Source organism: Lapillicoccus sp. (genome assembly GCF_046595215.1).
GTDB lineage: Bacteria > Actinomycetota > Actinomycetes > Actinomycetales > Dermatophilaceae > Lapillicoccus.
Map to the genome: position 1 here is coordinate 12,088 of NZ_JBKJPP010000021.1, position 24,184 is coordinate 36,271.

20 protein-coding genes are annotated in these 24,184 nt (G+C 71.9%); all 20 read left to right on the top strand.

Annotation, left to right across the window (positions count from 1 at the left end; all coding sequences use genetic code 11):
* The first annotated feature begins 5 nt into the window (after positions 1 to 5).
* The 20 genes from ACLL9L_RS02080 to ACLL9L_RS02175 all read left to right on the top strand — a co-directional run bounded on the left by ACLL9L_RS02080 (position 6) and on the right by ACLL9L_RS02175 (position 24,162).
* Positions 6 to 1,601 (top strand): UDP-N-acetylmuramoyl-L-alanyl-D-glutamate--2,6-diaminopimelate ligase, encoded by a 1,596-nt coding sequence (locus tag ACLL9L_RS02080; RefSeq protein ID WP_411282984.1) that lies wholly within the window; start codon positions 6 to 8, stop codon positions 1,599 to 1,601.
* A complete protein-coding gene (locus ACLL9L_RS02085; protein WP_411282985.1) occupies positions 1,598 to 3,052 on the top strand; it encodes a UDP-N-acetylmuramoyl-tripeptide--D-alanyl-D-alanine ligase in 1,455 nt (484 codons plus the stop codon). Before ACLL9L_RS02080 ends, ACLL9L_RS02085 begins: the two co-directional genes overlap by 4 nt.
* On the top strand, positions 3,049 to 4,131 hold the full coding sequence (gene mraY, locus ACLL9L_RS02090; RefSeq protein ID WP_411282986.1) for a phospho-N-acetylmuramoyl-pentapeptide-transferase: 1,083 nt from the start codon (positions 3,049 to 3,051) through the stop codon (positions 4,129 to 4,131). The genes ACLL9L_RS02085 and mraY overlap by 4 nt, the downstream gene beginning before the upstream one ends.
* Positions 4,128 to 5,648 carry a UDP-N-acetylmuramoyl-L-alanine--D-glutamate ligase gene (murD, locus tag ACLL9L_RS02095; protein WP_411282987.1) on the top strand — a complete coding sequence of 507 codons (1,521 nt, stop codon included), beginning with the start codon at positions 4,128 to 4,130 and terminating at the stop codon, positions 5,646 to 5,648. The genes mraY and murD overlap by 4 nt, the downstream gene beginning before the upstream one ends.
* Entirely contained in the window at positions 5,645 to 6,931 is a 1,287-nt protein-coding gene (ftsW, locus tag ACLL9L_RS02100; protein ID WP_411282988.1) for a putative lipid II flippase FtsW, read from the top strand. The genes murD and ftsW overlap by 4 nt, the downstream gene beginning before the upstream one ends.
* Positions 6,931 to 8,067, top strand: coding sequence for an undecaprenyldiphospho-muramoylpentapeptide beta-N-acetylglucosaminyltransferase (gene murG / locus ACLL9L_RS02105; protein ID WP_411282989.1), 1,137 nt, complete (start codon positions 6,931 to 6,933; stop codon positions 8,065 to 8,067). The genes ftsW and murG overlap by 1 nt, the downstream gene beginning before the upstream one ends.
* Positions 8,064 to 9,521: a UDP-N-acetylmuramate--L-alanine ligase gene (gene murC / locus ACLL9L_RS02110; protein ID WP_411282990.1), complete on the top strand. Its 1,458-nt coding sequence runs from the start codon at positions 8,064 to 8,066 to the stop codon at positions 9,519 to 9,521. The genes murG and murC overlap by 4 nt, the downstream gene beginning before the upstream one ends.
* Positions 9,518 to 10,303, top strand: a complete 786-nt coding sequence (locus ACLL9L_RS02115; RefSeq protein ID WP_411282991.1) for a cell division protein FtsQ/DivIB — start codon at positions 9,518 to 9,520, stop codon at positions 10,301 to 10,303. Before murC ends, ACLL9L_RS02115 begins: the two co-directional genes overlap by 4 nt.
* Positions 10,304 to 10,548: 245 nt before the next feature.
* Positions 10,549 to 11,856, top strand: a complete 1,308-nt coding sequence (ftsZ, locus tag ACLL9L_RS02120) for a cell division protein FtsZ (protein WP_411282992.1) — start codon at positions 10,549 to 10,551, stop codon at positions 11,854 to 11,856.
* Between the two features lie 170 nt (positions 11,857 to 12,026).
* Positions 12,027 to 12,779 carry a peptidoglycan editing factor PgeF gene (gene pgeF, locus ACLL9L_RS02125; RefSeq protein WP_411282993.1) on the top strand — a complete coding sequence of 251 codons (753 nt, stop codon included), beginning with the start codon at positions 12,027 to 12,029 and terminating at the stop codon, positions 12,777 to 12,779.
* The gene (locus tag ACLL9L_RS02130; RefSeq protein ID WP_411282994.1) at positions 12,776 to 13,519 is read left to right on the top strand and encodes a YggS family pyridoxal phosphate-dependent enzyme; all 744 of its coding nucleotides are present in this window, start codon (positions 12,776 to 12,778) and stop codon (positions 13,517 to 13,519) included. Before pgeF ends, ACLL9L_RS02130 begins: the two co-directional genes overlap by 4 nt.
* A gap of 61 nt (positions 13,520 to 13,580) precedes the next feature.
* Positions 13,581 to 14,069 carry a cell division protein SepF gene (locus ACLL9L_RS02135; RefSeq protein ID WP_411282995.1) on the top strand — a complete coding sequence of 163 codons (489 nt, stop codon included), beginning with the start codon at positions 13,581 to 13,583 and terminating at the stop codon, positions 14,067 to 14,069.
* A gap of 47 nt (positions 14,070 to 14,116) precedes the next feature.
* Positions 14,117 to 14,398, top strand: a complete 282-nt coding sequence (locus ACLL9L_RS02140; RefSeq protein ID WP_411282996.1) for a YggT family protein — start codon at positions 14,117 to 14,119, stop codon at positions 14,396 to 14,398.
* Between the two features lie 122 nt (positions 14,399 to 14,520).
* Complete coding sequence (locus ACLL9L_RS02145; protein ID WP_411282997.1) at positions 14,521 to 15,600, top strand: DivIVA domain-containing protein; 1,080 nt, start codon at positions 14,521 to 14,523, stop codon at positions 15,598 to 15,600.
* Between the two features lie 299 nt (positions 15,601 to 15,899).
* Positions 15,900 to 16,601, top strand: a complete 702-nt coding sequence (locus ACLL9L_RS02150; RefSeq protein ID WP_411282998.1) for a TraR/DksA family transcriptional regulator — start codon at positions 15,900 to 15,902, stop codon at positions 16,599 to 16,601.
* Between the two features lie 92 nt (positions 16,602 to 16,693).
* A complete protein-coding gene (locus tag ACLL9L_RS02155) occupies positions 16,694 to 17,215 on the top strand; it encodes a signal peptidase II (protein ID WP_411282999.1) in 522 nt (173 codons plus the stop codon).
* A complete protein-coding gene (locus tag ACLL9L_RS02160) occupies positions 17,208 to 18,137 on the top strand; it encodes an RluA family pseudouridine synthase (protein ID WP_411283000.1) in 930 nt (309 codons plus the stop codon). The genes ACLL9L_RS02155 and ACLL9L_RS02160 overlap by 8 nt, the downstream gene beginning before the upstream one ends.
* Before the next feature lie 211 nt (positions 18,138 to 18,348).
* Positions 18,349 to 21,882, top strand: a complete 3,534-nt coding sequence (gene dnaE, locus ACLL9L_RS02165) for a DNA polymerase III subunit alpha (protein ID WP_411283001.1) — start codon at positions 18,349 to 18,351, stop codon at positions 21,880 to 21,882.
* Positions 21,879 to 22,397 carry a hypothetical protein gene (locus ACLL9L_RS02170; protein ID WP_411283002.1) on the top strand — a complete coding sequence of 173 codons (519 nt, stop codon included), beginning with the start codon at positions 21,879 to 21,881 and terminating at the stop codon, positions 22,395 to 22,397. The genes dnaE and ACLL9L_RS02170 overlap by 4 nt, the downstream gene beginning before the upstream one ends.
* 79 nt (positions 22,398 to 22,476) lie before the next feature.
* The gene (locus ACLL9L_RS02175) at positions 22,477 to 24,162 is read left to right on the top strand and encodes a DUF3352 domain-containing protein (protein WP_411283003.1); all 1,686 of its coding nucleotides are present in this window, start codon (positions 22,477 to 22,479) and stop codon (positions 24,160 to 24,162) included.
* Positions 24,163 to 24,184 lie beyond the last annotated feature (22 nt).

Here is a 24,184-nt window from a genome sequence, read left to right on the forward strand (position 1 = left end):
TCGCCGTGCCATCGCCGCGCCCCGCCTCCGTGCAGCCCGTCCTCCTCGCCGACCTGGCGGCCGGGGCGGCCCGGGCGTCGACCCCGCCGGCGGTGCCGCTCGGGGACGTGTCGGTGAGCGGCGTGACGCTCGACTCGCGGAGCGTGCGCCCGGGTGACCTGTATGCCGCGCTGGCGGGCTTCAACGTCCACGGCGCCGCCTTCGCCGCCGCCGCCGCCGCGTCTGGTGCCACGGCAGTCCTCACCGACGCGGCGGGGGAGGCGATCATCGCCGCCGCCGGTGACGTCACCGTGCCCGTCCTCGTCACCGAGGACCCCCGCGCGGTCCTCGGACCGGTGGCCGCCGCCATCTACGGCGCCCCCGCGGAGTCGCTGACGCTCTACGGGATCACCGGCACCAACGGGAAGACGACGGTGGCCTACCTGCTCGAGTCGGCCCTGCGCGCGCTGGGGACGAGCACCGGGCTGATCGGCACAGTCGAGACCCGGATCGGCTCGACCATGCTGCAGTCGGTGCGGACGACGCCCGAGGCGACCGACCTGCACGCGATCTTCGCGATGATGCGGGAGGCCGGCACCGAGGCCGTGGTCATGGAGGTCTCCAGCCATGCCCTCAGCCAGCACCGGGTGGACGGCGCCGTCTACGACGTGGCCCTCTTCACCAACCTCTCGCAGGACCACCTCGACTTCCACCCCACGATGGACGCCTACTTCGCCGCGAAGGCGCAGCTCTTCACCCCCGAACGCGCTCGCGCGGGGGTCGTCTGCATCGACGACGAGTGGGGGCGGCGCCTCGCCGCGACCGCCGGGATCCCCCTGACGACGGTGACGTCGTCACGGCGCCGCACGGCCGACTGGGTCGTCGAACCCGGCCCCTGGCCCGAGTTCAGGGTGAGCGGCGCGGCGGGCGTCCTCGACCTGCACTGTCACCTGCCCGGTGAGTTCAACATCGTCAACACGGCGATGGCGGCGGTCGCGCTCGTTGTCGCCGGCCACTCGCTGGCGGCCGTCCGGGCTGCGCTGGCCGAGGAGCCCGTGGTGCCCGGCCGGATGGAGCGGGTCACCCGCGACGACGACGACCCGCGTCCCGGGAGCGGGTCGGGCGACCCCCGGTGCATCGTCGACTACGCGCACACGCCCGACGCCGTCGAAGCCGCCCTGAAGGCCCTGCGGCCCACCACCGCCGGGCGGCTCGTCGTCGTCCTCGGCGCGGGCGGCGACCGCGACCGCGGCAAGCGGCGGGGCATGGGAGCCGCAGCGGCCCGGCACGCCGACGACGTCATCGTCACCGACGACAACCCCCGCTCGGAGGACCCCGCCACGATCCGGGCCGCAGTCCTCGAGGGGGCCCGTCAGGTCGTCGGCAGGGGAGGCGTGGGGCCGAGCGTCCACGGCGCACGCGAGGGGCGGGGAGCCGCCATCTGCGAGGCCGTCGAGCTCGCGAGGGCGGTCGGTGACCCGAGCGGCAACACCGTGCTCGTGCTCGGCAAGGGCCACGAGATCGGGCAGGACATCGGTGGCACCATCCACCCCTTCGACGACCGTGACGCCATCCGCGCCGCCCTGAACGGCACCACCTACCGACCGGAAGCACCCGAATGATCCCGTTGTCCCTGCGCGACGTCGCGACCCTCACCGGCGGATCGCTCCACCCCGACGAGCCCGGCACGGCCGGCATCGTCGTCACCGGCCCGGTGGTCACCGACTCCCGCGAGGTTCGGCCGGGCAGCCTCTACGTCGCCCGGGTCGGCGAGCACACCGACGGGCACCGTTTCGTCGGGGCGGCCGGTGACGGCGGCGCGGTCGCTGCCCTGACCTCCCACCCGGTGGACGAGCTCCCGTGCGTCGTCGTCGACGACGTGCAGGCGGCGTTCGGCCGCGTTGCCCGCGGCGTCCTCGACCGTCGTCAGGACCTGCGGGTCGTGGCCGTCACCGGCTCCTCCGGCAAGACCAGCACCAAGGACCTGCTCGCGCAGGTCCTCGGCGCGGCCGGGGAGACCATCGCCCCCGTCGACTCCCTCAACGGTGAGATCGGGGTGCCCCTGACCGTCTGTCGGGTGAGTGTCGCGACCCGCTTCCTCGTCGTCGAGATGGGCGCGCGGGGGATCGGCCACCTGACCTACCTCACCTCCATCGCCCCTCCGGACGTCTCGATCGTCCTCAACGTCGGCTCGGCCCACGTCGGGGAGTTCGGGTCGCGCGCCAACATCGCCACGGCCAAGGCCGAGCTCGTCGAGGCCCTCGGGGAGGACGGGGTCGCCATCCTCAACGCCGACGACCCGGCCGTCGCGGCGATGGCGAACCGCACCGCGGCGCGGGTCGTCACCGTCGGCGTGACCGAGCCGGCCGACGTGACGGCAGCCGACGTCGAGCTCGATGCCCTGGGCCGGGCATCGTTCACCCTCAACGGTTTCGGCCACTCGCTGCCCGTGCGACTGCGGGTCTCCGGCGCCCACCAGATCAGCAACGCCCTGGCCGTCGTGGCCGCGGCCGTCGAGTGCGGCATGAGCCCGCAGGACGCCGTGGCGGCTCTCGACGCCGCCGGCCCGACGAGCCGGTGGCGGATGGAGGTCACCGAGCGCGCGGACGGAGTCACCGTCGTCAACGACGCCTACAACGCCAACCCCGACTCGATGCGGGCGGCCCTGGCCGCCCTCCGGGCCATCGCCGACGCGGCCCCACCGCCTCGCCGCACCTGGGCCGTGCTCGGCGAGATGCTCGAGCTCGGCGGGGAATCCCGCGCCGAGCACGAGTCGCTCGGGCGGCTCACGGTCGCCCTCGGCATCGACCGCCTCGTCGCCGTGGGCGAGGGCGCCCGTCCCGTGGCCGACGCGGCTGCGGCAGCGGCGGCCGTGGCCACGAGGTCGACGCCGGCCGGGCAGTCGCCGGGACCGGACGACGGCGGGAGCGTCTGGGTGCCTGACGCCGACACGGCATACGCGCTCCTCACGGACACACTCTGCCGGGGCGACGTCGTGTTGCTCAAGTCGAGCCGCGACGCGGGTCTACGGTGGCTCGGGGATCGTCTCGTCGGGCTGGAGGTGCCGCAGTGAAGGGCATACTCGTGGGTGCGGCGCTCTCCCTGCTGTTCGCCCTGCTCGGCACCCCGATGTTCATCAGGTTCCTGGTCCGGCGCGGCTACGGGCAGTTCATCCGCGACGACGGCCCGACGTCGCACCACACCAAGCGCGGCACGCCGACCATGGGCGGCGCGGTCATCCTCGGCTCGGTCCTGCTGGCCTACGCCAGCGCCCACCTGTTCACCCTCACCATGCCCAGTGCCAGCGGTCTGCTCGTCCTGTTCCTCATGAGCGGGCTCGGGGTCGTGGGATTCCTCGACGACTTCATCAAGATCACCCGGCAGCGCAGCCTCGGCCTGCGCTCGAGCCAGAAGCTCGCCGGCCAGGGGCTCGTCGGCGTCCTCTTCGCGATCCTGGCGCTGCAGTTCCCCAACGACATGAACCGCACGCCGGCGGTCCCCTTCATCTCCTTCTTGCGCGACACGCATGTCAACCTGGCCTTCGCCGGCACGATCAGCGGAGTCATCCTCTTCATCATCTGGGCCAACATCATGATCGCCGGCACGTCCAACGGCGTGAACCTCACCGACGGCCTCGACGGGCTGGCGACCGGCGCCTCGACGATGGTCTTCGGGGCCTACGTGCTGATCTCGCTCTGGACCTACAACCAGAACTGCCAGCGCAACCCGGGCATCAAGTGCTACGAGGTGCGCGACAGCCAGGACCTCGCCATCGTCGCCGCAGCGTGCATGGGGGCGTGTTTCGGCTTCCTGTGGTGGAACGCCTCCCCCGCCAAGATCTTCATGGGTGACACGGGCTCGCTCGCGCTCGGCGGAGCCCTGGCCGGCCTGGCGATCTGCACCCGCACCGAGCTGCTCGTCATCATCCTCGCCGGGCTCTTCGTCCTCGAGGCGCTGTCGGTCATCGCGCAGGTGGCGTCGTTCAAGCTGACCGGGAAACGGGTCCTGCGGATGGCGCCGCTGCACCATCACTTCGAGTTGCTCGGGTGGGACGAGATCACCGTGACGATCCGCTTCTGGATCATCGCCGGGCTCTTCGCCGCGCTGGGACTCAGCATCTTCTACGCAGAGTGGGTGGTGGGTTCCGCATGAGCGTCTTCGACCCGAGCTACGAGCCGCGCCCCGGACTGACCCACCGCGACGCCGAGTGGTCGGGTCTGCGGGTGCTCGTCACGGGGCTCGGCGTCAGCGGGTTCGCCGCGGCCGACGCCCTCGCCGAGCGCGGCGCGCGCGTCACTGTCGTCGACGGGCGAGCCCGCGGTGGGTCCCCGGCCAACGACGAGCGCGCCCACATCCTCGACATCCTCGACATCGCGGTGCGCCAGGGCGAGGAGCACACCGTCGGTATGCCGCTCGAGCCGGTCGACCTCGTCGTCACCTCGCCGGGGTGGCGGCCCGACCAGCCCCTCCTGCTCGAGGCGGCAGCGCGCGGTATCCCCGTCTGGGGAGAGGTCGAGCTGGCGTGGCGGATGCGGGCCGCGACCGGCTCGGCCCCGTGGCTCACGGTCACCGGGACCAACGGCAAGACCACCACGGTCAACATGCTCGCGACGATCCTGCGCGCCGCCGGGCTGCGCGCCACGAGCGCGGGCAACGTCGGCACCCCGATCCTCGAGGCGGTGCTGCACCCCGAGCCGTTCGACGTCATCGCTGTCGAGCTGTCGAGCTTCCAGCTGCACTGGCAGCGCTCGGTCGCGCCCGTCGCCTCCGCCTGCCTCAACGTCGCCCCTGACCACCTCGACTGGCACGGCTCGTTCGAGGAGTACCTGCGGGCCAAAGGGCGCGTCTACGCCAACACCCACATCGCCTGCGTCTACAACGTCGCGGACCCGCTCACCGAGCAGCTCGTCATGGACGCTGAGGTCATCGAGGGGTGCCGCGCCATCGGCTTCACCCTCGGTGTGCCGGCTCCGTCGATGCTGGGCATGGTCGACGACGTGCTCGCCGACCGCGCCTTCGTCGAGCAGCGGCAGAACTCCGCCGCCGAGCTGGCCACCCTGGACGACCTGCAGGGTGATGCACCCAGCGTCGCACCGCACTACATCGCCAACGCCCTGGCCGCTGCGGCGCTGGCCCGGGCCTACGGCGTCGGCCCGCTCTCCGTGCGCGACGGGCTGCGCACCTTCCGACCCGACCCGCACCGGATCGCCGAGGTCGCCACCGTCGCCGGCGTGCGCTTCGTCAACGACTCCAAGGCGACGAACCCGCATGCCGCGGCGGCGTCGCTGCGCAGCTTCGAGTCTGTGGTGTGGGTCGCCGGAGGACTGCTCAAGGGGGCCGACGTCGAGGAGCTCGTCGAGCAGGTCCGCGGTCGGCTGCGCGGGGTCGTGCTCATCGGCGTCGACCGGGCCCGGATCGCGGAGGCACTGGCCCGACACGCCCCCGATGTCCCGGTCGTCGACCTGGATCCATCGGAGACTGGGGACATGGCTGGTGTGGACCTGATGGATGTCGTCGTCGCCAGGGCCGCCGAGCTGGCGCAGCCCGGCGACGTCGTGCTGCTCGCGCCCGCCGCGGCCTCGATGGACATGTTCGCCAACTACGGCGCGCGCGGCGACGCGTTCGCGGCCGCCGTCCGCCGCCTCGCCGACGACCAGGGTGGCCGGTGAGCAGCACCGCGACCCGTCCGACCGCAGGGGTGCGCACCCCCCGTGCCGACGACCAGCAGTCCGAGGGCCGGCTGACCCGCGCCCTGCCGTTCCTCGCGCGCCTCGAGTCCCCGGTGACGGCCTACTACGTCCTGCTCGGGACGACGGCCGTCCTCGTGGTCATCGGCCTCGTCATGGTGCTGTCCGCCTCGATGGTGACCTCCTACAAGGACGACGGCTCGTCCTTCGCGATCTTCCTCAACCAGCTCGTCTTCGCGCTCGTCGGGCTCGTGGGCGCGGTCGTCGCCTCGCGCATCCCGGTTCCGTGGTATCGCCGGCTCGCCTTCCCGGTCCTCATCGTGGCCGTTGTCCTCCAGATGCTCGTCTTCACCCCGCTCGGCGTGAGTGTGGGGGGCAACCGCAACTGGGTCAGGCTCCTGCCGAAGGTCCAGATCCAGCCCTCCGAGCTGACCAAGATCGGTCTCATCCTCGTCGGCGCCCTGGTCCTGTCCAACAAGCGCAAGCTCCTGGGGTCCCTGCGGCACGTCATCGTGCCGTTCCTCTTCCCGGTCGTGGCGGTGGCCATCGGGCTCGTCCTGCTCGGCCACGACCTCGGCACGGCCCTGATCCTGCTCGCCATCGTCGGGGCCCTGCTGTTCGTCGCCGGCGTGCCCACCCGCTTCTTCCTCCTCGCCGGGGCGAGCGCCTCGGTCCTGGCCGGCGGGCTCGTCATGACGAGCGCGAACCGGATGGGCCGGATCTCCGACTGGCTGAGCGGCAGCGGCTGCAGCGACCCCAACGGCACGTGCTACCAGTCGGTCCACGGCCTCTACGCCCTGGCGGACGGCGGCTGGTGGGGCGTCGGCCTCGGCGCGAGCAAGGAGAAGTGGAGCTGGCTGCCGGCGGCGCACAACGACTTCATCTTCGCCATCATCGGCGAGGAGCTCGGCCTGCCCGGCACCCTGATCATCCTGCTGCTCTTCTCGCTGATCGGCTGGGCCTGCTACCGCCTCGTGCTGCGCTCGAGCGACCAGTTCGTCCGGATTGCCACCGCCGGCGTGATGGCGTGGATCCTCCTCCAGGCGATGATCAACATCGGCTCGGTCATCGGGCTCCTCCCGGTCATCGGGGTGCCGCTGCCCCTGGTGTCGGCCGGCGGGTCGGCCCTCGTGACCACCATGCTCGCCCTCGGCATGCTGCTCTCGTTCGCCCGCAACGAACCCGGAGCCAGGGAGATCCTCTCGGCGCGCCCGAGCGTCGTGCGCCGCTCGCTGGCCGTGCTCCCGAGCCGCAGGAACCGCTGATGACCCCCGCCCCCCGCCCCTCCTCGGTCCTCCTGGCCGGGGGCGGGTCCGCCGGTCACGTCTCCCCACTGCTCGCCCTCGCCGACGCCCTGCGCCGACGCGACCCACAGGTGCGCATCACCGCGCTCGGCACGAGGACCGGCCTCGAGGCACGGCTGGTCCCCGCCCGGGGCTACGAGCTGACGTTCGTGCCGAAGGTGACGATGCCCCGCAAGCCCGGCGCCGCGCTCGCCCGGCTGCCGGGGGCGCTGCGCTCGGCCGTCGCCGCTGCCGGCCGCGCCATCGACGAGTCTGGGGCGCAGGTCGTGGTGGGCTTCGGCGGCTACGTCTCGGCCCCGGCATACCTCGCTGCACGCCGGCGCCGGGTGCCCATCGTCGTCCACGAGCAGAACGCCCGGGCCGGCCTGGCCAACCGGCTCGGCGCCCGCCTCACCACGTCGGTGGGCACGACCTTCCCCGGCACCGACCTCGCCCACGCCACGGTCGTCGGTATGCCGTTGCGCCGCGAGATCACCGGGCTCGAGCGGACCGTTCGCCGGGACGAGGCGATGGCGGCGTTCGGGCTCGACCCGCAGTGGCCCACCGTGCTGGTGACTGGTGGGTCGCTCGGCGCGCAGCGACTCAACACCTCCTTTGCCGAGCGGGCCGGTGACCTCAGCGCCGCAGGGGTGCAGGTCCTGCACGTCACCGGAGCAGGCAAGGGCTTCGCCCCCGAGGTGCCCCACGTCGGTGCGCCCTACGTCACGGTCCCCTACGCCGACCGGATGGAGCTGGCCTACGCCGCCGCCGACCTCGTCGTCTGCCGGTCCGGCGCCAACACCGTCTGCGAGCTGACGGCGGTCGGGCTCCCCGCGGTCTACGTGCCGCTGCCGATCGGCAACGGCGAGCAGACGTTCAACGCGACTGCCGTCGTCGCCGCGGGGGGCGGCCTGCTCGTCGCAGACGCCGACCTCACCCCGTCGTGGATCACCGAGGCGCTCATCCCGCTCGCCTCGGACGGCGCCCGGCTCGTGACGATGGGAGAGGCGGCCGCGTCCGTCGGTCAGCGCGACGCCGACGAGCAGCTGGCCGACCTCGTCGACCGGGCCTTCGCCGAGGGCGTCCCGAGGCGCGGCTCCGGCCGGTCCCCCCGATGACCCTGCCCACCACCCGGTTCGACTTCCGCGCCGGCGTGCCCGCCGCCGCGGACCTCGGCCACGTCCACTTCATCGCGATCGGCGGCGCCGGGATGTCAGGAGTCGCGCGGATCATGCTCGGCCTGGGACTGGTCGTCAGCGGGTCCGACGCCAAGGAGTCGCGGGTCCTCACGGCACTGGCCGCGGAGGGGGCGATCGTGCACGTCGGCCACGACCCCGCCTACCTCGCGGGCGCCGACACCGTCGTCATCTCCTCGGCGATCCGCGAGTCCAACCCCGAGCTGGCCGCGGCCCGCGCCGCCGGCCTTCGGGTGCTCCACCGGGCCCAGGCCCTCGCCGCGACGATGGCCGGCAGCCACCGGGTCGCGGTGGCCGGCGCCAACGGCAAGACGACGACCACCTCGCTGCTGACGGTGGCCCTGCAGGCCTGCGGCATGGACCCGTCCTTCGCCGTCGGAGGCGAGCTGGCCAAGCACGGCACCAATGCCCACCTCGGCACCGGCGGCGTCTTCGTCGTCGAGGCCGACGAGAGCGACAGCTCCTTCCTCGTCTACCGACCGCACATCGCGATCGTCACCAGCGTGCAGCCGGACCACCTCGACCACTACGGCGACCTCGAGACCGTCAAGGAGGCCTACCGAGCCTTCGTGACGACGATGGAAGAGGGTGGCCTGCTCGTCGTCTGCGTCGACGACCCCGGGGCCCGCGAGCTCGCCGACTGGGCGCGCGCCCGCCCCGTGCGGGTCCTGTCCTATGGCGAGTCCCCGGACGCCGACCTGCGCGTCGCTGCCGTGACCCACCGGGGCCTGACGTCGGGGGCGCAAATCCACACCGCCCAGGGCGTCCACCGGCTCATGCTGCACGTCCCGGGTCACCACAACGTGCTCAACGCGACGGCCGCCCTCGCGGTGTGCGTCGCGGGCCTCGGACAGCCCGTCGCGGCCGTCCTGTCCGGTTTGGCGTCCTTTACCGGGACCCGTCGACGCTTTGAGCCCAAGGGCCGCGTCGGTGGGGTCGTCGTCGTCGACGACTACGCCCACAACGCCGGCAAGCTCGCGGCCGTGGTGAGGACGGGTCGTCAGCTCGTCGCCGACTCCGGGACCGGGCGCCTCGTCGTCGTCTTCCAGCCCCACCTCTACTCGCGCACGCGCGACTTCGCCGCGGAGCTGGGTGCCAGCCTCGCCGCGGCCGACGTCGTCGTCGTCATGGATGTCTACGCCGCCCGCGAGGACCCGGTCCCCGGTGTGTCCGGACGACTGGTCGTCGACGCCGTCCTCGCTGCGCGCCCGGAGGCCGACGTCCACTACGAGCCGTCCTGGGCCAAGGTGGCCGCCGCCGTCGCCGCACTCGTCCGGCCGCACGACCTGCTGCTGACCGTGGGCGCGGGCGACGTGACGATGATCGGCCCCGAGGTGCTGCGCGCGCTCGAGGACCAGCGAGGTGACCCGGCATGAGCAGGACCGACCCGAGGCCCCGGCCGACCACCCTCGAGGCCCGGCGCCGGGCGGCCCGCAAGGGTCTGCGCTCGTCCCGCGCCCGGTTCGAGCGGCGGGCGGCCGAGGTCCGCCGCCGGCCCCTGCGGCTGGTCGCGATGCTGGCGGCGGTGGTTGCCACCGGGCTCCTCGTCGGCTGGCTGGTGGGTTTCAGCCCGGTGCTCGCCACCCGCACGGTGAGCGTGACCGGCCTGCCGGACCCCGGGGAGCGCGAGGCCGTCGTGGCGGCCGCAGCCATCCGCCTCGGCACCCCGTTGGCCCGGGTCGACACCGAGGGTGCGGCCGCTCGCGCCGCGACCATCGCCACCGTCACCGGGGTCAGGGTGAGCCGCAGCTGGCCCAACACGATCACCATCTCCGTCGAGCGCAAGACGCCGGTGATCGGCGTCCGAAACCCTGAAGGTCAACTACAGGTAGCGGGTTCCGACGGGGTGCCCTATCTGACCGTCCCCGCCCTCCCGGCCGGTGTCGCCATGGTGAACGCCACCACGACCGCCCCCGACCCCGAGGGGCTGCGCGCCGCGATCAGCGTCCTGCAGCTGCTCTCTCCCGGCCAACGGGCGACCGTCGGCGACGTCACCGTCTCCAGTGCCGACCTGGTGACCCTCAAGCTCGGCGCCACGACCGTCGTCTGGGGCGGGGCTGCGGACGGTCCGAAGAAGCTCGTCGTGCTCACGGCGCTGCTCCCGACGAAGCCGTCGGTGATTGACGTGAGCGCCCCTGACACCCCGGTGACCCGGTGATGACGGACGACGCGTGACCGGCGACGCGTGACGTCGATCCGGACGTCACATGCGTCACTCGGGTCACACGGGTCACAGCCTGACCGCAATCTGTTGGGAACGTTCGGGACACGCCGTCCGCTGGGTTGCTCGGGCGTGTCATTCGCAATACCGTCGGGCTTCAGCAGAAGTGGACACTCTCACTGTTGAGTATACCTCTAGACTTTTCCCGTTCACCGCACGTGAGTTCAGGAAGGCCCACTGACGTGGCAGCAGATCCGCACAACTACCTGGCCGTAATCAAGGTCGTCGGCATCGGCGGTGGCGGCGTCAACGCCATCAACCGGATGATCGAGGTGGGGCTCAAGGGCGTCGAGTTCATCGCGATCAACACCGACGCGCAGGCGCTGTTGATGAGCGACGCCGATGTCAAGCTCGATGTCGGCCGTGAGCTGACCCGTGGCCTCGGCGCCGGCGCGGACCCCGAGGTCGGACGCAAGGCCGCGGAGGACCACGCCGAAGAGATCGAGGAGGTCCTCAAGGGGGCTGACATGGTCTTCGTCACCGCGGGCGAGGGGGGCGGCACGGGCACCGGCGGCGCCCCGGTCGTCGCGGGGATCGCAAGGGGCCTGGGAGCCCTGACGATCGGTGTCGTGACCCGTCCGTTCACGTTCGAGGGACGCCGACGGGCCAACCAGGCCGAGGCCGGCATCGCGGGCCTTCGCGAGGAGGTCGACACCCTCATCGTCATCCCCAACGACCGGCTCCTGTCGATCAGCGACCGGACCGTCTCGATGATGGACGCCTTCCGCAGCGCCGACCAGGTCCTGCTCTCCGGCGTCCAGGGCATCACCGACCTCATCACCACCCCTGGACTGATCAACCTCGACTTCGCCGACGTCAAGTCCATCATGCAGGGCGCCGGCTCGGCTCTCATGGGGATCGGGTCGGCCCGCGGCGACGATCGAGCAGTGCAGGCGGCCGAGCTCGCGATCTCCTCGCCGTTGCTCGAGGCGAGCATCGACGGGGCCCACGGGGTCCTCCTGTCGATCTCGGGTGGGTCCGACCTCGGACTCTTCGAGATCAACGAGGCTGCCCGGCTCGTCCAGGAAGCGGCCCACCCGGAGGCCAACATCATCTTCGGAGCGGTCATCGACGACGCCCTCGGCGATGAGGTCCGCGTCACCGTCATCGCGGCCGGCTTCGACGGGGGCGGCCCCGTCAAGCGCAACGACGGCGCCCTCGGCACGATCCAGAGCGGTGGCCGTCCTGCACAGGGTTCGGACTCCTCGTCGACGCAGGGCAGCGACCGACCGGAGTCAGCGGGCGCAAGCGGCCGGGTCGGCGAGGACGTGCGCTCCGGGGGGAGCCGCCCGCCGGTCCAGCACCCCGGCCCGCAGTTCCAGCCCTCGCGGGGCGACGGTCAGCAGGGTCAGGGAGGCCAGCCGCTCCAGCATGGCCAGCCAGCCCAGCAGGGCCAGGATCAGGATCAGGTCCAGCCGGTGCAGTCCCCGCCGCGATCGGTGACCTTCGACGACGGCGACGACCTCGACGTCCCCGACTTCCTCAAGTAGGACGCATGGAGCAGGCGCCCGGCAGGTAGCCAGCACCCGGACGGCTCCGGCGGTCGCCGGAGGCTCCGAACCGCAGCTGCCCCGCTGGCCCGGTCCGATCTCGGACCGGGCCAGCGGCGTCCCGGGCCCAGCCCGGACCAGCCCTGCCCACGTGACGTACGGTTTCAGGCGTGTACTACTGGAGCGACGAGATCGCGCCCTCGAGCGGGCGCCGCGGTCTGCGGTGGGGTTTCACGTCCCGCCGCGGGGGAGTGAGTGCGCCGCCCCACGACGAGCTCAACCTCGGCGGCCGCACGGGCGACGACCCGGACGCCGTCGCCCGCAACCGGGAGGTGGTCGCATCGTCGGTCGGTGTCACCGTTGACCGGCTCCTCTTCATGGACCAGTGCCACGGCACGGACGTCGTCGTCGTCGACGGTCCGTGGGCCGGGTCGACGCCCCCGGCCGACGGGATGGTCACCACGCGCGACGACCTGGCGCTGGCCGTCCTCGTCGCCGACTGCGTGCCGGTCCTGCTCGCGGACCGGGTCGCGGGGGTCGTCGGCGTCGTCCACGCGGGACGACCGGGGATGACGGCGCGCATCGTCGACGAGGCGGTGGCGTCGATGCGGGCCCTTGGCGCGCTGCGGATCATCGCCGCGGTCGGACCGTCGGTCTGCGGCCGCTGCTATGAGGTGCCCGCGGCGATGCGCGACGCCGCGGCGGACGTCAGTCCGGTCAGCGCCACCGTCTCGTGGTCGGGCACGCCGGCCATCGACGTCGCTGCCGGGGTGGTGGATCAGCTGCGCGGACACGACGTCGCTGTGACGTGGGTGCCCGGCTGCAGTCGCGAGGACGAGCGGCTCTACTCCTACCGCCAGACCGGGCAGACCGGTCGGTTCGCCGGCGTGGTGCGCCTGGGGCCGCTCGCGGCGACAGCATGACCAAGGGCTGCGGCGACGACCTGTTCGAGCACGCTGCGCAGGCCGCCCGGCGCTCCGAGCTCGAGATCGCCCTCGAAGTCGTTCGGGAGCGGATCGAGCGCGCCTGCCGCGCCGCCGGACGCGAGCCGCGGGACGTCACCCTCATCGCGGTGACGAAGTTCTTCCCGGCGTCCGACCTGCGCCTCCTCGCCGGGCTCGGCGTGCGCGACGTCGGGGAGAACCGTGACCAGGAGGCCCGCGAGAAGCTGGCCGACCCGGCGGTCGTCGACCTCGGACTCACCGTCCACTTCATCGGCCAGCTCCAGACCAACAAGGCCGCGTCGGTGGTCGCCTACGCCGACGTCATCCACGCGGTGGACCGCACCAGGCTTGTCGCCGCGCTCGACCGCGCGGCAGGTGCCGCCAGCCGTCGGCCACGGGTCCTGGTGCAGGTGAGCCTCGACGACGGCCCGGGCCGCGGGGGAGTGGCGCCCGAGGACGCCGCCGAGCTCGCCGCCGCGATCGCGCAGACGTCGTCGCTCGACCTCGCGGGGGTGATGGCGGTCGCTCCACCCGGCGGGGACCCCGACGTCGCCTTCGGCCGGCTGCGCAAGGTGGCCGACGGCATACGGGCGGAGCACCCGGAGGCGACCTGGCTGTCGGCGGGGATGAGTGGTGACCTCGAGGCGGCCATCCACCACGGGGCGACACACCTGCGTGTCGGGAGCGCAATCCTGGGTTCCCGGCCGACCCTTCGCTAACGTCACTGAAGACCACCGGAACGACACGACAGCAGACGAAGAAGATCAAGGGAGTTCCACCATGGCTGGGGCGCTGCGCAAGACGATGGTGTACCTCGGGCTGGCTGAGGAAGATGATCGCTACCAGGGGTACGACGAGGACTACGACGACGACCGGAGCGACAAGGGCGCCAAGGACCGTCACGAGGAGCGCGGCGCAGCCGTGACGACGCTCCCGACCCGGCGCACCCCGGTGGCCCGGGTCGTGCGTGATACCGAGGTCGGCGGCCTCAACCGCATCACGACGATCCACCCACGCACCTACAACGAGGCCAAGACCATCGGCGAGGCCTTCAGGGACGGCACGCCGGTCATCATGAACCTCACCGACATGGACGACAGCGACGCCAAGCGGCTCGTCGACTTTGCCGCGGGACTGGTCTTCGGGTTGCACGGATCGATCGAGCGGGTCACCTCAAAGGTCTTCCTCCTGTCCCCGGCCCACGTCGAGGTCTCCGCCGAGGAGCCCGAGGCTCCCAAGCAGGCCAGGGGCTTCTTCAACCAGAGCTGAGAGGACCCCATTCGGTTTCCACAGGAGCATCAGCGAGACTGGTCGGCATGAGGCTCATCGGTTCGATCTTCTCGTTGGTGGTGTTCCTGTTCTTCCTCGCGTTGATCGGCCGTCTGGTCATCGACTGGGTGCAGGTGCTGTCGCGCGACTGGCGGCCCCGCGGGGTGGTCCTCGTCGCCGCGGAGGGGGTCTACACCGTGACCGACCCGCCGCTGCGCCTCCTGCGCAAGATCATCCCCGGCGTGACCATCGGGGGCATGCGGATCGACTTCGCGTTCCTGGCCCTCATGGTCATCACCTCGGTGCTGATGAACGTGCGGATCGGCTGACCGGACGTCGCCGGCCCGACCACCTCGGTAGGGCAAAACCCGCCTCACGGCTCGGTGTTGGACCTGTCGGCACGGTTCGCTAACGTTGCCCACGATCCGGTCCTTCTATCGAGGTGGAAATCATGGCGCTGACACCCGAACAGATCCTCAACAAGCACTTCCAGACCACCCAGTTCCGCAAGGGGTACGACGAGCGCGACGTCGACGACTTCCTCGACGTGATCGTGGCCGAGATGCGCTCCCTCGTGGCCCAGCGGGACGACTTCAAGCAGCAGCTCAACGACTGCCGTGCCGGCCGCGGCCTCGACCCGGTCTCGGACCTGCCGCAGGACGATGGGCGGGCCGACGCCGGGGTCGATGGCGCCCCGGTTGGCATGGCCGCCGAGGACGAGGCGAAGGGTCGGCTCGAGGAGCTCCACCGGCGGATCGAGGAGGCACAGGCGCAGGAGGCGCAGATCGGGGAGCGCGTGGCCAGGGCCCGGGCCGACGCCGATGGACACGATCAGCAGGTCGCCCTCGCCCAGCAGCAGAGTGGGAGCGGCGGTGAGGTCGAGGTGGAGAGCACGACCGGGACCATGCGGGCCGTCGCCGCAGGTGGTGCGGGCGGCGCCAGCGCTGCAGCGCTCATCGAGCTCGCCCAGCGCCTGCACGACGAGCACGTCGGCAAGGGGGAGGCCACGCGTGACGAGCTGATCTCCGAGGGGCAGCGTCAGCACGACGACCTCGTCGGCACGGCGCAGGCCCGGCACGACGAGCTGCTCAGCACCGCTCAGGCCCGGCACGACGAGCTGGTGGGCAGCGCCCAGTCGCAGCATGACGAGCTGCTCAGCACCGGGCAGAGCAGGCACGAGGAGCTGGTGACGACTGCGCAGACGCGGCACGACGAACTGCTGGCCGAGGCGACGAGCAAGCACCAGCAGCTCGTCACCGAGGGCCGCGAGCGGTCGACGGGCATGGTGGCCGAGGCGCAGCAGAAGAAGTCTGCGGTGCTCGCCGAGCTCGAGCAGGAGAAGGGCCGGCTCGAGCAGCAGATCGAGGAGCTGCGCGGGTTCGAGCGCAGCTATCGCTCCCAGCTCAAGGCCTACCTCCAGGGCCAGCTCCAGGAGCTCGACCACACCGGGGTCGACCCGGTCGAAGGCAGTGACCCCGGCGGGGCCGGGAGCAACGAGGGCGCCGGCACGGGGTCGACTGACCCCCACTGAGGCACAGCACGACCCGTGAGGGGCGCGGACCCACGCCGGTCAGCACCCTGCGTCGTCCCGCCGGTATGCCGGGTCGCCCGCCCTGCCCCTGCCCCCGGGTCCCGGTGGGTCGGGTTTGGTTGCCACTGGGCCAGGCCCTATCCTCAGCCCCACTTGTCAACGACGACTCCCACCCGAGAGGGGCGACACGCATGGCCGCGAAGAGGACGACCGCCCCCACCACGGCTGCGGCGAGGTCCGCCGCTACCCGCAAGGCGGTTCCCGCACCGGCCGCCACCCCGGCGAGGAAGGCTGCTCCCGTGACGAAGAGTCCTACCAGGAAGACTGCCACGACCAAGGCGGCTGCGACCAAGGCGGTCACCGCCAGGAAGGCCGCTGCAGCCAAGGCCGCTCCCGCCAAGGCCGCTCCCGCGAAGAAGGCTGCCACGACCAAGGCGGTCACCGCCACGAGGGCCGCTCCCGCGAAGGCGTCCCCCGCGAAGGCGTCCCCCGCAAAGAAGGCCGCTCCCGCCAAGCAGGCCGCAGCCGGGGCGTCACGCCCGGCAACGAAGACGACGTCCGCGGCCCCGGTGACCCGGATCCGCGCCCGCACGACGACGCCGGAGCTGCCGGCCCCACCGGTCGCGAGGACCGACACGCCATGGACCGCCAAGGAGCTGCGCGAGATCCGGGCCGAGCTCGACTCGGAGCGTGCCCGGGCGCTCGCGGACCTCGAGATCGCCCAGACCGACCTGCAGGGCCTGCTCCGGGACGCGGGGGAGGGTGCCGGTGACGACCAGGCGGACGCCGGCGCGAGCATCTTCGGCCGTGAGTACGAGATGGTGCTGGCCAACAACTCGCGCGAGAAGCTCGAACAGGTCGAGCACGCGCTCGAGCGCCTGACCGACGGCAGCTACGGTGTCTGCGAGTCCTGTGGCAAGCCGATTGGCAAGATCCGGCTCCAGGCCGCTCCACGCGCCACGTTGTGCCTGGCGTGCAAGACCAAGCAGGAGAGTCGCTGATCCCGAAGTCAACAGCCCACGACCGCGCCACCCCGCCCCTCTCCTCGCCCCGACGAGGACGCCTCTTCGGGCTCCTCACGGGGGTGGCTGTCGTGACCTACCTTGCCGACCAGGCGTCGAAGGCCTGGGCCGTCGCCACCCTCACGGACCAGGCGCCGCGGGACCTGCTGGGCTCGTTCCTGCGGCTGGAGCTCATCCGCAACCCGGGAGCCGCATTCTCCCTGGGCACTGGCAGCACGTGGGTGCTGACGCTCATCGCGGTGGTCGTCCTCCTCGTCGTCATCCGGACCAGCCGCCGCATCGGCAGTCGGCGCTGGGCGTGGGCGCTGGGCCTGCTTCTTGGGGGCGCCCTCGGCAACCTGACCGACCGGATGATCCGTGAGCCGGGTGTCGGCAGGGGCCACGTCGTCGACTTCCTGGACTACAACAACTGGTTCATCGGCAACGTCGCCGACATCGCCATCGTCGGTGCGGCTGCCCTTATCGGGCTGCTCGCCGTCCTCGGCATCGGCGTGGACGGCACCCGGGAGCGGGACAACGCAACGGCTGGATCGTCGACACGCGAGACCCGCCAGACCCACCAGACCCGTCGGGGCGAGGACGACGATGACTGACGCCAGGGCTCTCTTCGTCCCCAACGGCCTCGAGGGGGAGCGCGTCGACGCCGCCATCGCCCGGCTGTTCGGCCTCTCCCGCACCAAGGCCGCCGACCTCGCTGCGGCAGGCGACGTCAGCGTCAACCACCGCGTCGCCGGCAAGTCCGACCGCGTCAGCTCCGGGGACCTGCTCGAGGTGCTCATTCCCCGCGCCGGGGCCAGCGCAGGACTGACGGTCATCGCCGAGCCGGTGCCCGGGATGACCATCATCCACGACGACGCTGACATCGTCGTCGTGGACAAGCCCGTCGGGGTCGCGGCCCACCCGAGCGTCGGGTGGACCGGTCCTGACGTCGTCTCCGGTCTCGCCGCAGCCGGCTACCGCATCTCGACCTCGGGGGCGAGCGAGCGTCAGGGCATCGTCAGCCGTCTCGACGTCGGCACCTCGGGCCTGATGGTCGTCGCCAAGAGCGAGATCGCCTACACCCGGCTCAAGCAGGCATTCCGCTCGCGGACGGTCGACAAGACCTACCACGCGCTCGTCCAGGGCCTTCCGGACCCGGTCGTCGGCACGGTCGACGCACCGATCGGACGCCACCCCGGCCACGACTACAAGTTCGCCGTCATGGACAGTGGCAAGGCGGCGGTGACCCATTACGAGGTCATCGAGGCGTTCCGCTCCGCGTCGCTCGTCGAGGTCCACCTCGAGACCGGCCGGACCCACCAGATCCGGGTCCACTTCGCGGCGCTGCACCACCCCTGCTGCGGCGACCTCACCTACGGCGCGGACCCCCGGCTCGCCGCCCGTCTCGGGCTCGATCGCCAGTGGCTGCACGCCGTCGGCCTCGGGTTCGAGCACCCCGGCTCCGGAAAGTGGGTCCGGTTCACCAGCGAGTACCCCACCGACCTGCAGGCCGCCCTCGACCGCATCGCCGCCTGAGTGACCAGCGCCGGGTATGCCGGACGGTGCCGTCCGCCGTCACTGCCATCCGCAGGGGTGACCCTGGCGCCCCGCCCGTCACCCGGCATACCGGTGTGTTGCCCGAAGTCGACCGGCGTGTCGGCGACACTCCTCGCGACACGCCCGAGGCCGGTCGGTGGGCGGGCTTAGACTCGCCCGTGATGTCAGCCCAACCCGCCCCGAGCAGCCGATGAACCCCGACCAGAGCTTTGCGCACCTGCACGTGCACACCGAGTACTCCATGCTCGACGGTGCCGCGCGGATCGACGAGCTGCTCAAGGCGGCCGTCGAGATGGGGATGCCGGCGATCGCGACGACCGACCACGGCTACGTCTTCGGCGCCTACGAGTTCTGGTCCAAGGCCCGCAAGCACGGCATCAAGCCGATCATCGGCGTCGAGGCCTACCTCACGCCGGGCACCCACCGTACCGACAGGACCCGGGTCAAGTTCGGCGACAGCGCCTCGAAGGACGACGTCGGCGGCTCGGGTGCCTACACGCACATGACCCTGCTCGCGCGCACCACAGCGGGCATGCACAACCTCTTCCGGATGAGCTCGCTGGCATCGCTCGAGGGCCACTACTTCAAGCCGCGGATGGACCGGGAGCTGCTCTTGCAGTACGGCGACGGCCTCATCGCGACGACCGGCTGCGTCGGCGGGGAGATCCAGACCCGGCTGCGCCAGGGGCAGTACGCGCAGGCGCGCGCGGCCGCTGCCGAGTTCCAGGACATCTTCGGCCGGGAGAACTACTTCGCCGAGGTCATGGACCACGGCCTGCCCATCGAGCGCCAGACCCAGAAGGAGCTGCTGCGGCTGGCCGCCGACCTCCAGCTGCCGCTGCTCGCGACCAATGACCTGCACTACACGAAGGCCGTCGACGCCAAGGCGCACGCGGCCCTGCTCTGCGTCCAGTCCGGCTCGACGATGATGGACCCGGGCCGCTTCAAGTTCGACGCCGACGAGTTCTACCTCAAGAGCCCGGAGCAGATGCGCCACCTGTGGCGCGAGCTGCCGCAGGCCTGCGACAACACGCTGCTGGTGGCGGAGCGCTGCGACGTGACGTTCGTCGAGGGCGAGGGGCGCTACATGCCCCAGTTCCCGTGCCCCGAGGGCGAGACCGAGACCTCGTGGTTCGTCAAGGAGGTCGAGCGCGGCCTGCACGAGCGCTACCCGGAGGGGATCTCCGACGCCGTGCGCACCCAGGCGGACTACGAGACGGAGGTCATCGTCTCGAAGGGGTATGCCGGGTACTTCCTCGTCGTCGCCGACTTCATCGGGTGGGCCAAGGAGCACGGCATCCGGGTCGGTCCGGGCCGAGGTTCGGGCGCCGGCTCCATGTGCGCCTACGTCATGAAGATCACCGACCTCGACCCCCTCCAGCACGGGCTGATCTTTGAGCGCTTCCTCAACCCCGAACGCGCCTCGATGCCCGACTTCGACATCGACTTCGACGAGCGTCGCCGCGGCGAGGTGATCCGCTACGTCACCCAGAAGTACGGCGAGGAGCGGGTCGCGCAGATCGTCACCTACGGCACGATCAAGGCCAAGCAGGCCGTCAAGGACGCGGCGCGCGTGCTGGGCCACCCCTTCGCCATGGGCGAGAAGCTCACCAAGGCCATGCCGCCCGCGATCATGGGCAAGGACATCCCCCTGACGGGCATCTTCGACGAGGCGCACCCGCGCTACGGCGAGGCGAGCGACTTCCGTGCCGTCCACGACGAGGACCCGCAGGCGCAGGAGGTCGTCGCCACCGCGCTCGGCCTCGAGGGTCTCAAGCGCCAGTGGGGGGTCCACGCCGCCGGCGTCATCATGTCGAGCGAGCCGCTGGCCGACCTCATCCCGATCATGCGCCGCGAGCAGGACGGCCAGATCATCACCCAGTTCGACTACCCGAGCTGCGAGACGCTCGGCCTGGTCAAGATGGACTTCCTCGGCCTGCGCAACCTCACCATCCTCGACGACGCCCTCGTCAACGTGCAGACGAACCGGTCCGAGGAGGTCGACCTCGACGCGCTGAGCAAGACCCTCGACGACCCGCTGACCTTCGAGCTGCTCGGGCGCGGCGACACCCTCGGCGTCTTCCAGTTCGACGGCGGTCCGATGCGGGCCCTGCTGCGGCTGATGAAGCCCGACACCTTCGAGGACATCTCCGCCGTCGGCGCGCTCTACCGCCCCGGCCCGATGGGCGCCAACAGCCACACGAACTACGCCCTGCGCAAGAACGGCCAGCAGGAGGTGAGCTACCTCCACCCCGAGCTCGCCGCGGCCCTCGAGCCGATCCTCGGGACGACCCACGGCCTGATCGTCTACCAGGAGCAGGTCATCCTGATCGCCCAACAGCTGGCGGGCTACTCCCTCGGCAAGGCCGACCTGCTGCGCAAGGCGATGGGCAAGAAGAAGCGCGAGGTGCTCGACGCGGAGTTCGTCGGCTTCGAGGCCGGCATGCTGGAGCGCGGCTTCTCACCGGCGTCGATCACGGCCCTCTGGGACGTCCTCGTCCCGTTCTCGGACTACGCGTTCAACAAGGCCCACAGCGCGGCATACGGGCTGGTGTCCTACTGGACGGCCTACCTCAAGGCGCACTACCCGGCCGAGTACATGGCCGCCCTGCTGACGTCGACGCAGTCCGACAAGGACAAGTCGGCGATCTACCTCAACGAGTGCCGCCGGATGAAGATCCAGGTGCTGCCCCCGGACGTCAACGAGTCCGCCCACGACTTCACCCCCGTGGGCACCGACGTGCGCTTCGGCCTGACGGCCGTGCGCAACGTCGGCGCCCACGTCGTCGACGGCATCGTGGCCGGCCGGGAGGAGAAGGGCCGCTATGCGGACTTCGCCGACTTCCTCGACAAGGTCCCGCTGCACGTCTGCAACAAACGCGTCATCGAGTCTCTGGTCAAGGCGGGTGCCTTCGACGAGATGAAGCACAAGCGGCGGGCCCTGGTCGCGGTCCACGAGGGCGCCGTCGACCAGTACGTCGACATCAAGCGCAACGAGGCGATCGGCCAGGACTCCCTCTTCGGGGGGCTCGACGACGCGGACGGCGGCTTCGGCGTCAGCGTGTCCCTGCCCGACATCGACGAGTGGGACAAGATGACGCTGCTCGGCCACGAGCGCGACATGCTCGGCCTCTACGTCTCGGACCACCCCCTGCTCGGCCTCGAGCACGTGCTCCAGCGCGGGGCGGACCTGTCGATCGGCCAGCTGATGCTCGACGAGGAGCGGGCCGACGGCTCGACGGTCACCGTCAGCGGGCTGGTCACCGCGGTCCAGCGCAAGATCACCAAGAAGGGCGACGCCTGGGCGATGATCACGCTGGAGGACCTCGATGGCGCGATCGAGGTGCTGCTGTTCCCCAGCTCCTACCAGCTGGCCAGCCCGCACCTGGTGCAGGACGCGATCCTCACGGTGCGCGGCCGGCTGTCGCGCAGCAAGGACCAGCCCGAGCTGCACGGCCAGGAGGTCAGCGTCCCCGACCTGGACGACGGCCCGGCCGGTCCGGTGGTCATCTCGATGCCCTCGACGCGCTGCACCGGCCCGGTGGTCGAGCAGCTGCGTGACGTCCTGGGCACGCACCCCGGGATGACCGAGGTACGCCTGCGCCTGCTGACCCGCGACGCCACGACCGTGATGCGCCTCGACGACCGGCTCCGCGTGACGCCGAGCTCCGCGCTCTTCGCCGACCTCAAGGCGCTGCTCGGTCCGGGGTGCCTGACCGGATGAGTGGCACCGTGCGGCGCCCGCTGGCGGTGCTGGTGGGCCTCGTGCTCGCCGGGGCCCTGCTCGGGGTCCTCTGGTCCGAGCTGGTCTGGACCCCTCCGCCAGGCACGGTGCAGGGCGGGCAGTGGTTCCCCCTGGACGAGCGCGCGCTGTCCCAGCAGACGGGGGGCACGAGCTCGTACGTCCTGGTGGCCGCGGCCGGTGGCCTGGTGCTGGGCGTGCTCGCAGCCATGGCCGGCACCCGGCGCGAGCTGGTGACCCTGGCTGCGGTGCTGGTCGGCGGCGCCCTGGCGGCCTACGTCATGTGGCAGGTCGGCACCTGGCTCGGCCCCGCGGACCCGGCGGCCGTGGCGGCGGGAGAGCCCGACGGGACCAGCGTCCCGGGCGCGCTGGTCGTCGAGGGCGCCACCCCGTTCCTGGCCCTGCCCACCGCGGCGCTGGCCGGGCTGGCCGCGGTGTTCTTCCTCTCGCCCGCGGCCGGTCGCAGCGAGAGCGCTCCGCGGACGCCCGCGGCTTAGTAGCCTGTCGAGCACCTGCACGCCGGGCCCGCACGGGCACGCGCGTGCCACCCGCCACCTCACCGCCCGGGAGCACCTCGTGTCCAGCACCACGCCGTCAGACAACCCCACCCCGTCGCACGGCGGCGAGACGCTCGAGCAGGGCGCGGGCAGCCCGGTGGGACCGACGCGGCGCACGGGCGGAGGCCGCAAGAAGCTGGCCGTCCTCGGCGTCGGAGGCATCGCCGTGCTGGCCCTCGCCGGTGGCGGCACCTGGGCCGCGATGAGCTTCTTCGGCACCGGTGACCAGGCCGCCCAGGCACTGCCCGCGAGCACGGTCGGCTACCTGTCGGTCGACCTGGACCCCAGCGGGGAGCAGAAGCTCGAGGCGCTGCGCACGCTGGAGAAGTTCCCCGCGTTCACCGAGCAGGTCGACATCGACTCCGAGGACGACCTGCGGCGCGTGATCGGCGAGGAGCTCCTCTCCGAGAGCGACTGCGACCTCGACTACGGCGACGACGTCGCCCCCTGGATCGGCGAGCGGTTCGCGGTCGCGGCCGTCGACCTCGGCGAGGACACCCCGTCACCGGTCGTGGTCATGCAGGTCACCGACGCCGGCGCGGCCGAGGAGGCCCTCGGGTCCGCGGTCGAGGACTGCGCCGCGGGCGAGGGCGGCTTCACCGTCGCCGGCGACTGGGTGCTGCTGGCCGAGAGCGACGACGTCGCCGAGGAGGTCGCCGCTCAGGCCGGCGAGTCCTCCCTGGCCGACGACGAGGACTTCGTGCGGTGGACCGACGAGGCCGGTGACCCGGGCATCATCTCGGGCTACGTCGCCCCCGAGGCCGGCGCCCTGCTGGCGAAGCTGGCCGAGGAGGGCGGCGCCGGGGCCTTCCCGACCGACCCGCTGGCCGACCCCGGTGTCGCCGAGGGCGCGGTGGACGAGGCCACCGCCTCCACCACGGTCCCCGGTGTGCCGCCCCAGGTCACCGAGGCGCTCGCCGACTTCGAGGGCGCCGCGATGACCGTCCGCTTCGCCGACGGCGCGGTCGAGGTCGAGACCGCGCTCGACAGCGGCGCCTCCGCCGCGGCCGAGGTGTTCGTCAGCGACCAGGGCGCGGCCGCCATGGGTTCGCTGCCCGAGGACACGGTCGCCGCCTTCGGGCTGGGCTTCGAGGACGGCTGGGTCGAGCAGGCGATCACCTATGCCGACGAGGTGCTCTCCGACGGAGGCAGCACCGTCAGCGACCAGCTCGACGAGGTGGAGGCGGCCACCGGCCTGACCCTGCCCCAGGACGTGGAGACCCTCTTCGGCGACTCCGCCACCGTCGCGCTCGGCAGCGGGGCCGACCTCGCCTCCGTCTTCGCCAGCGAGGACCTCTCCGCGCTGCCGGTGGCGGTCAAGGTGCAGGGCGAGCCCGAGGAGATCGAGAAGGTCCTCGAGAAGCTGCGCACCGCCGTGGGCGGTGACCCGGCGGCCGAGGCCTTCCTGGCCAGCGACGCCGAGGGCGACGCCCTGGTGGTCGGCCCCAACGAGGACTTCCGCGCCGCGGTGGTCGGGGACGGTGGCCTGGGTGGCTCGGAGGTCTTCGAGGACGTCGTCGCCGAGGCCGACCGGGCCGGGGTCGTGCTCTTCGTGAACTTCGACGGCCTCGAGGACGTCGCCGACGAGCTCGCCGGGGGCGACCCGGCGGTGGTCGAGAACATCGCGCCGCTCGGTGGCCTGGGCATCTCCGGCTGGGCCGACGACCAGGTCTCCCACTCCGTGCTGCGGGTGACCACCGACTGACCGCCCGCCGAGGTGACGCTCG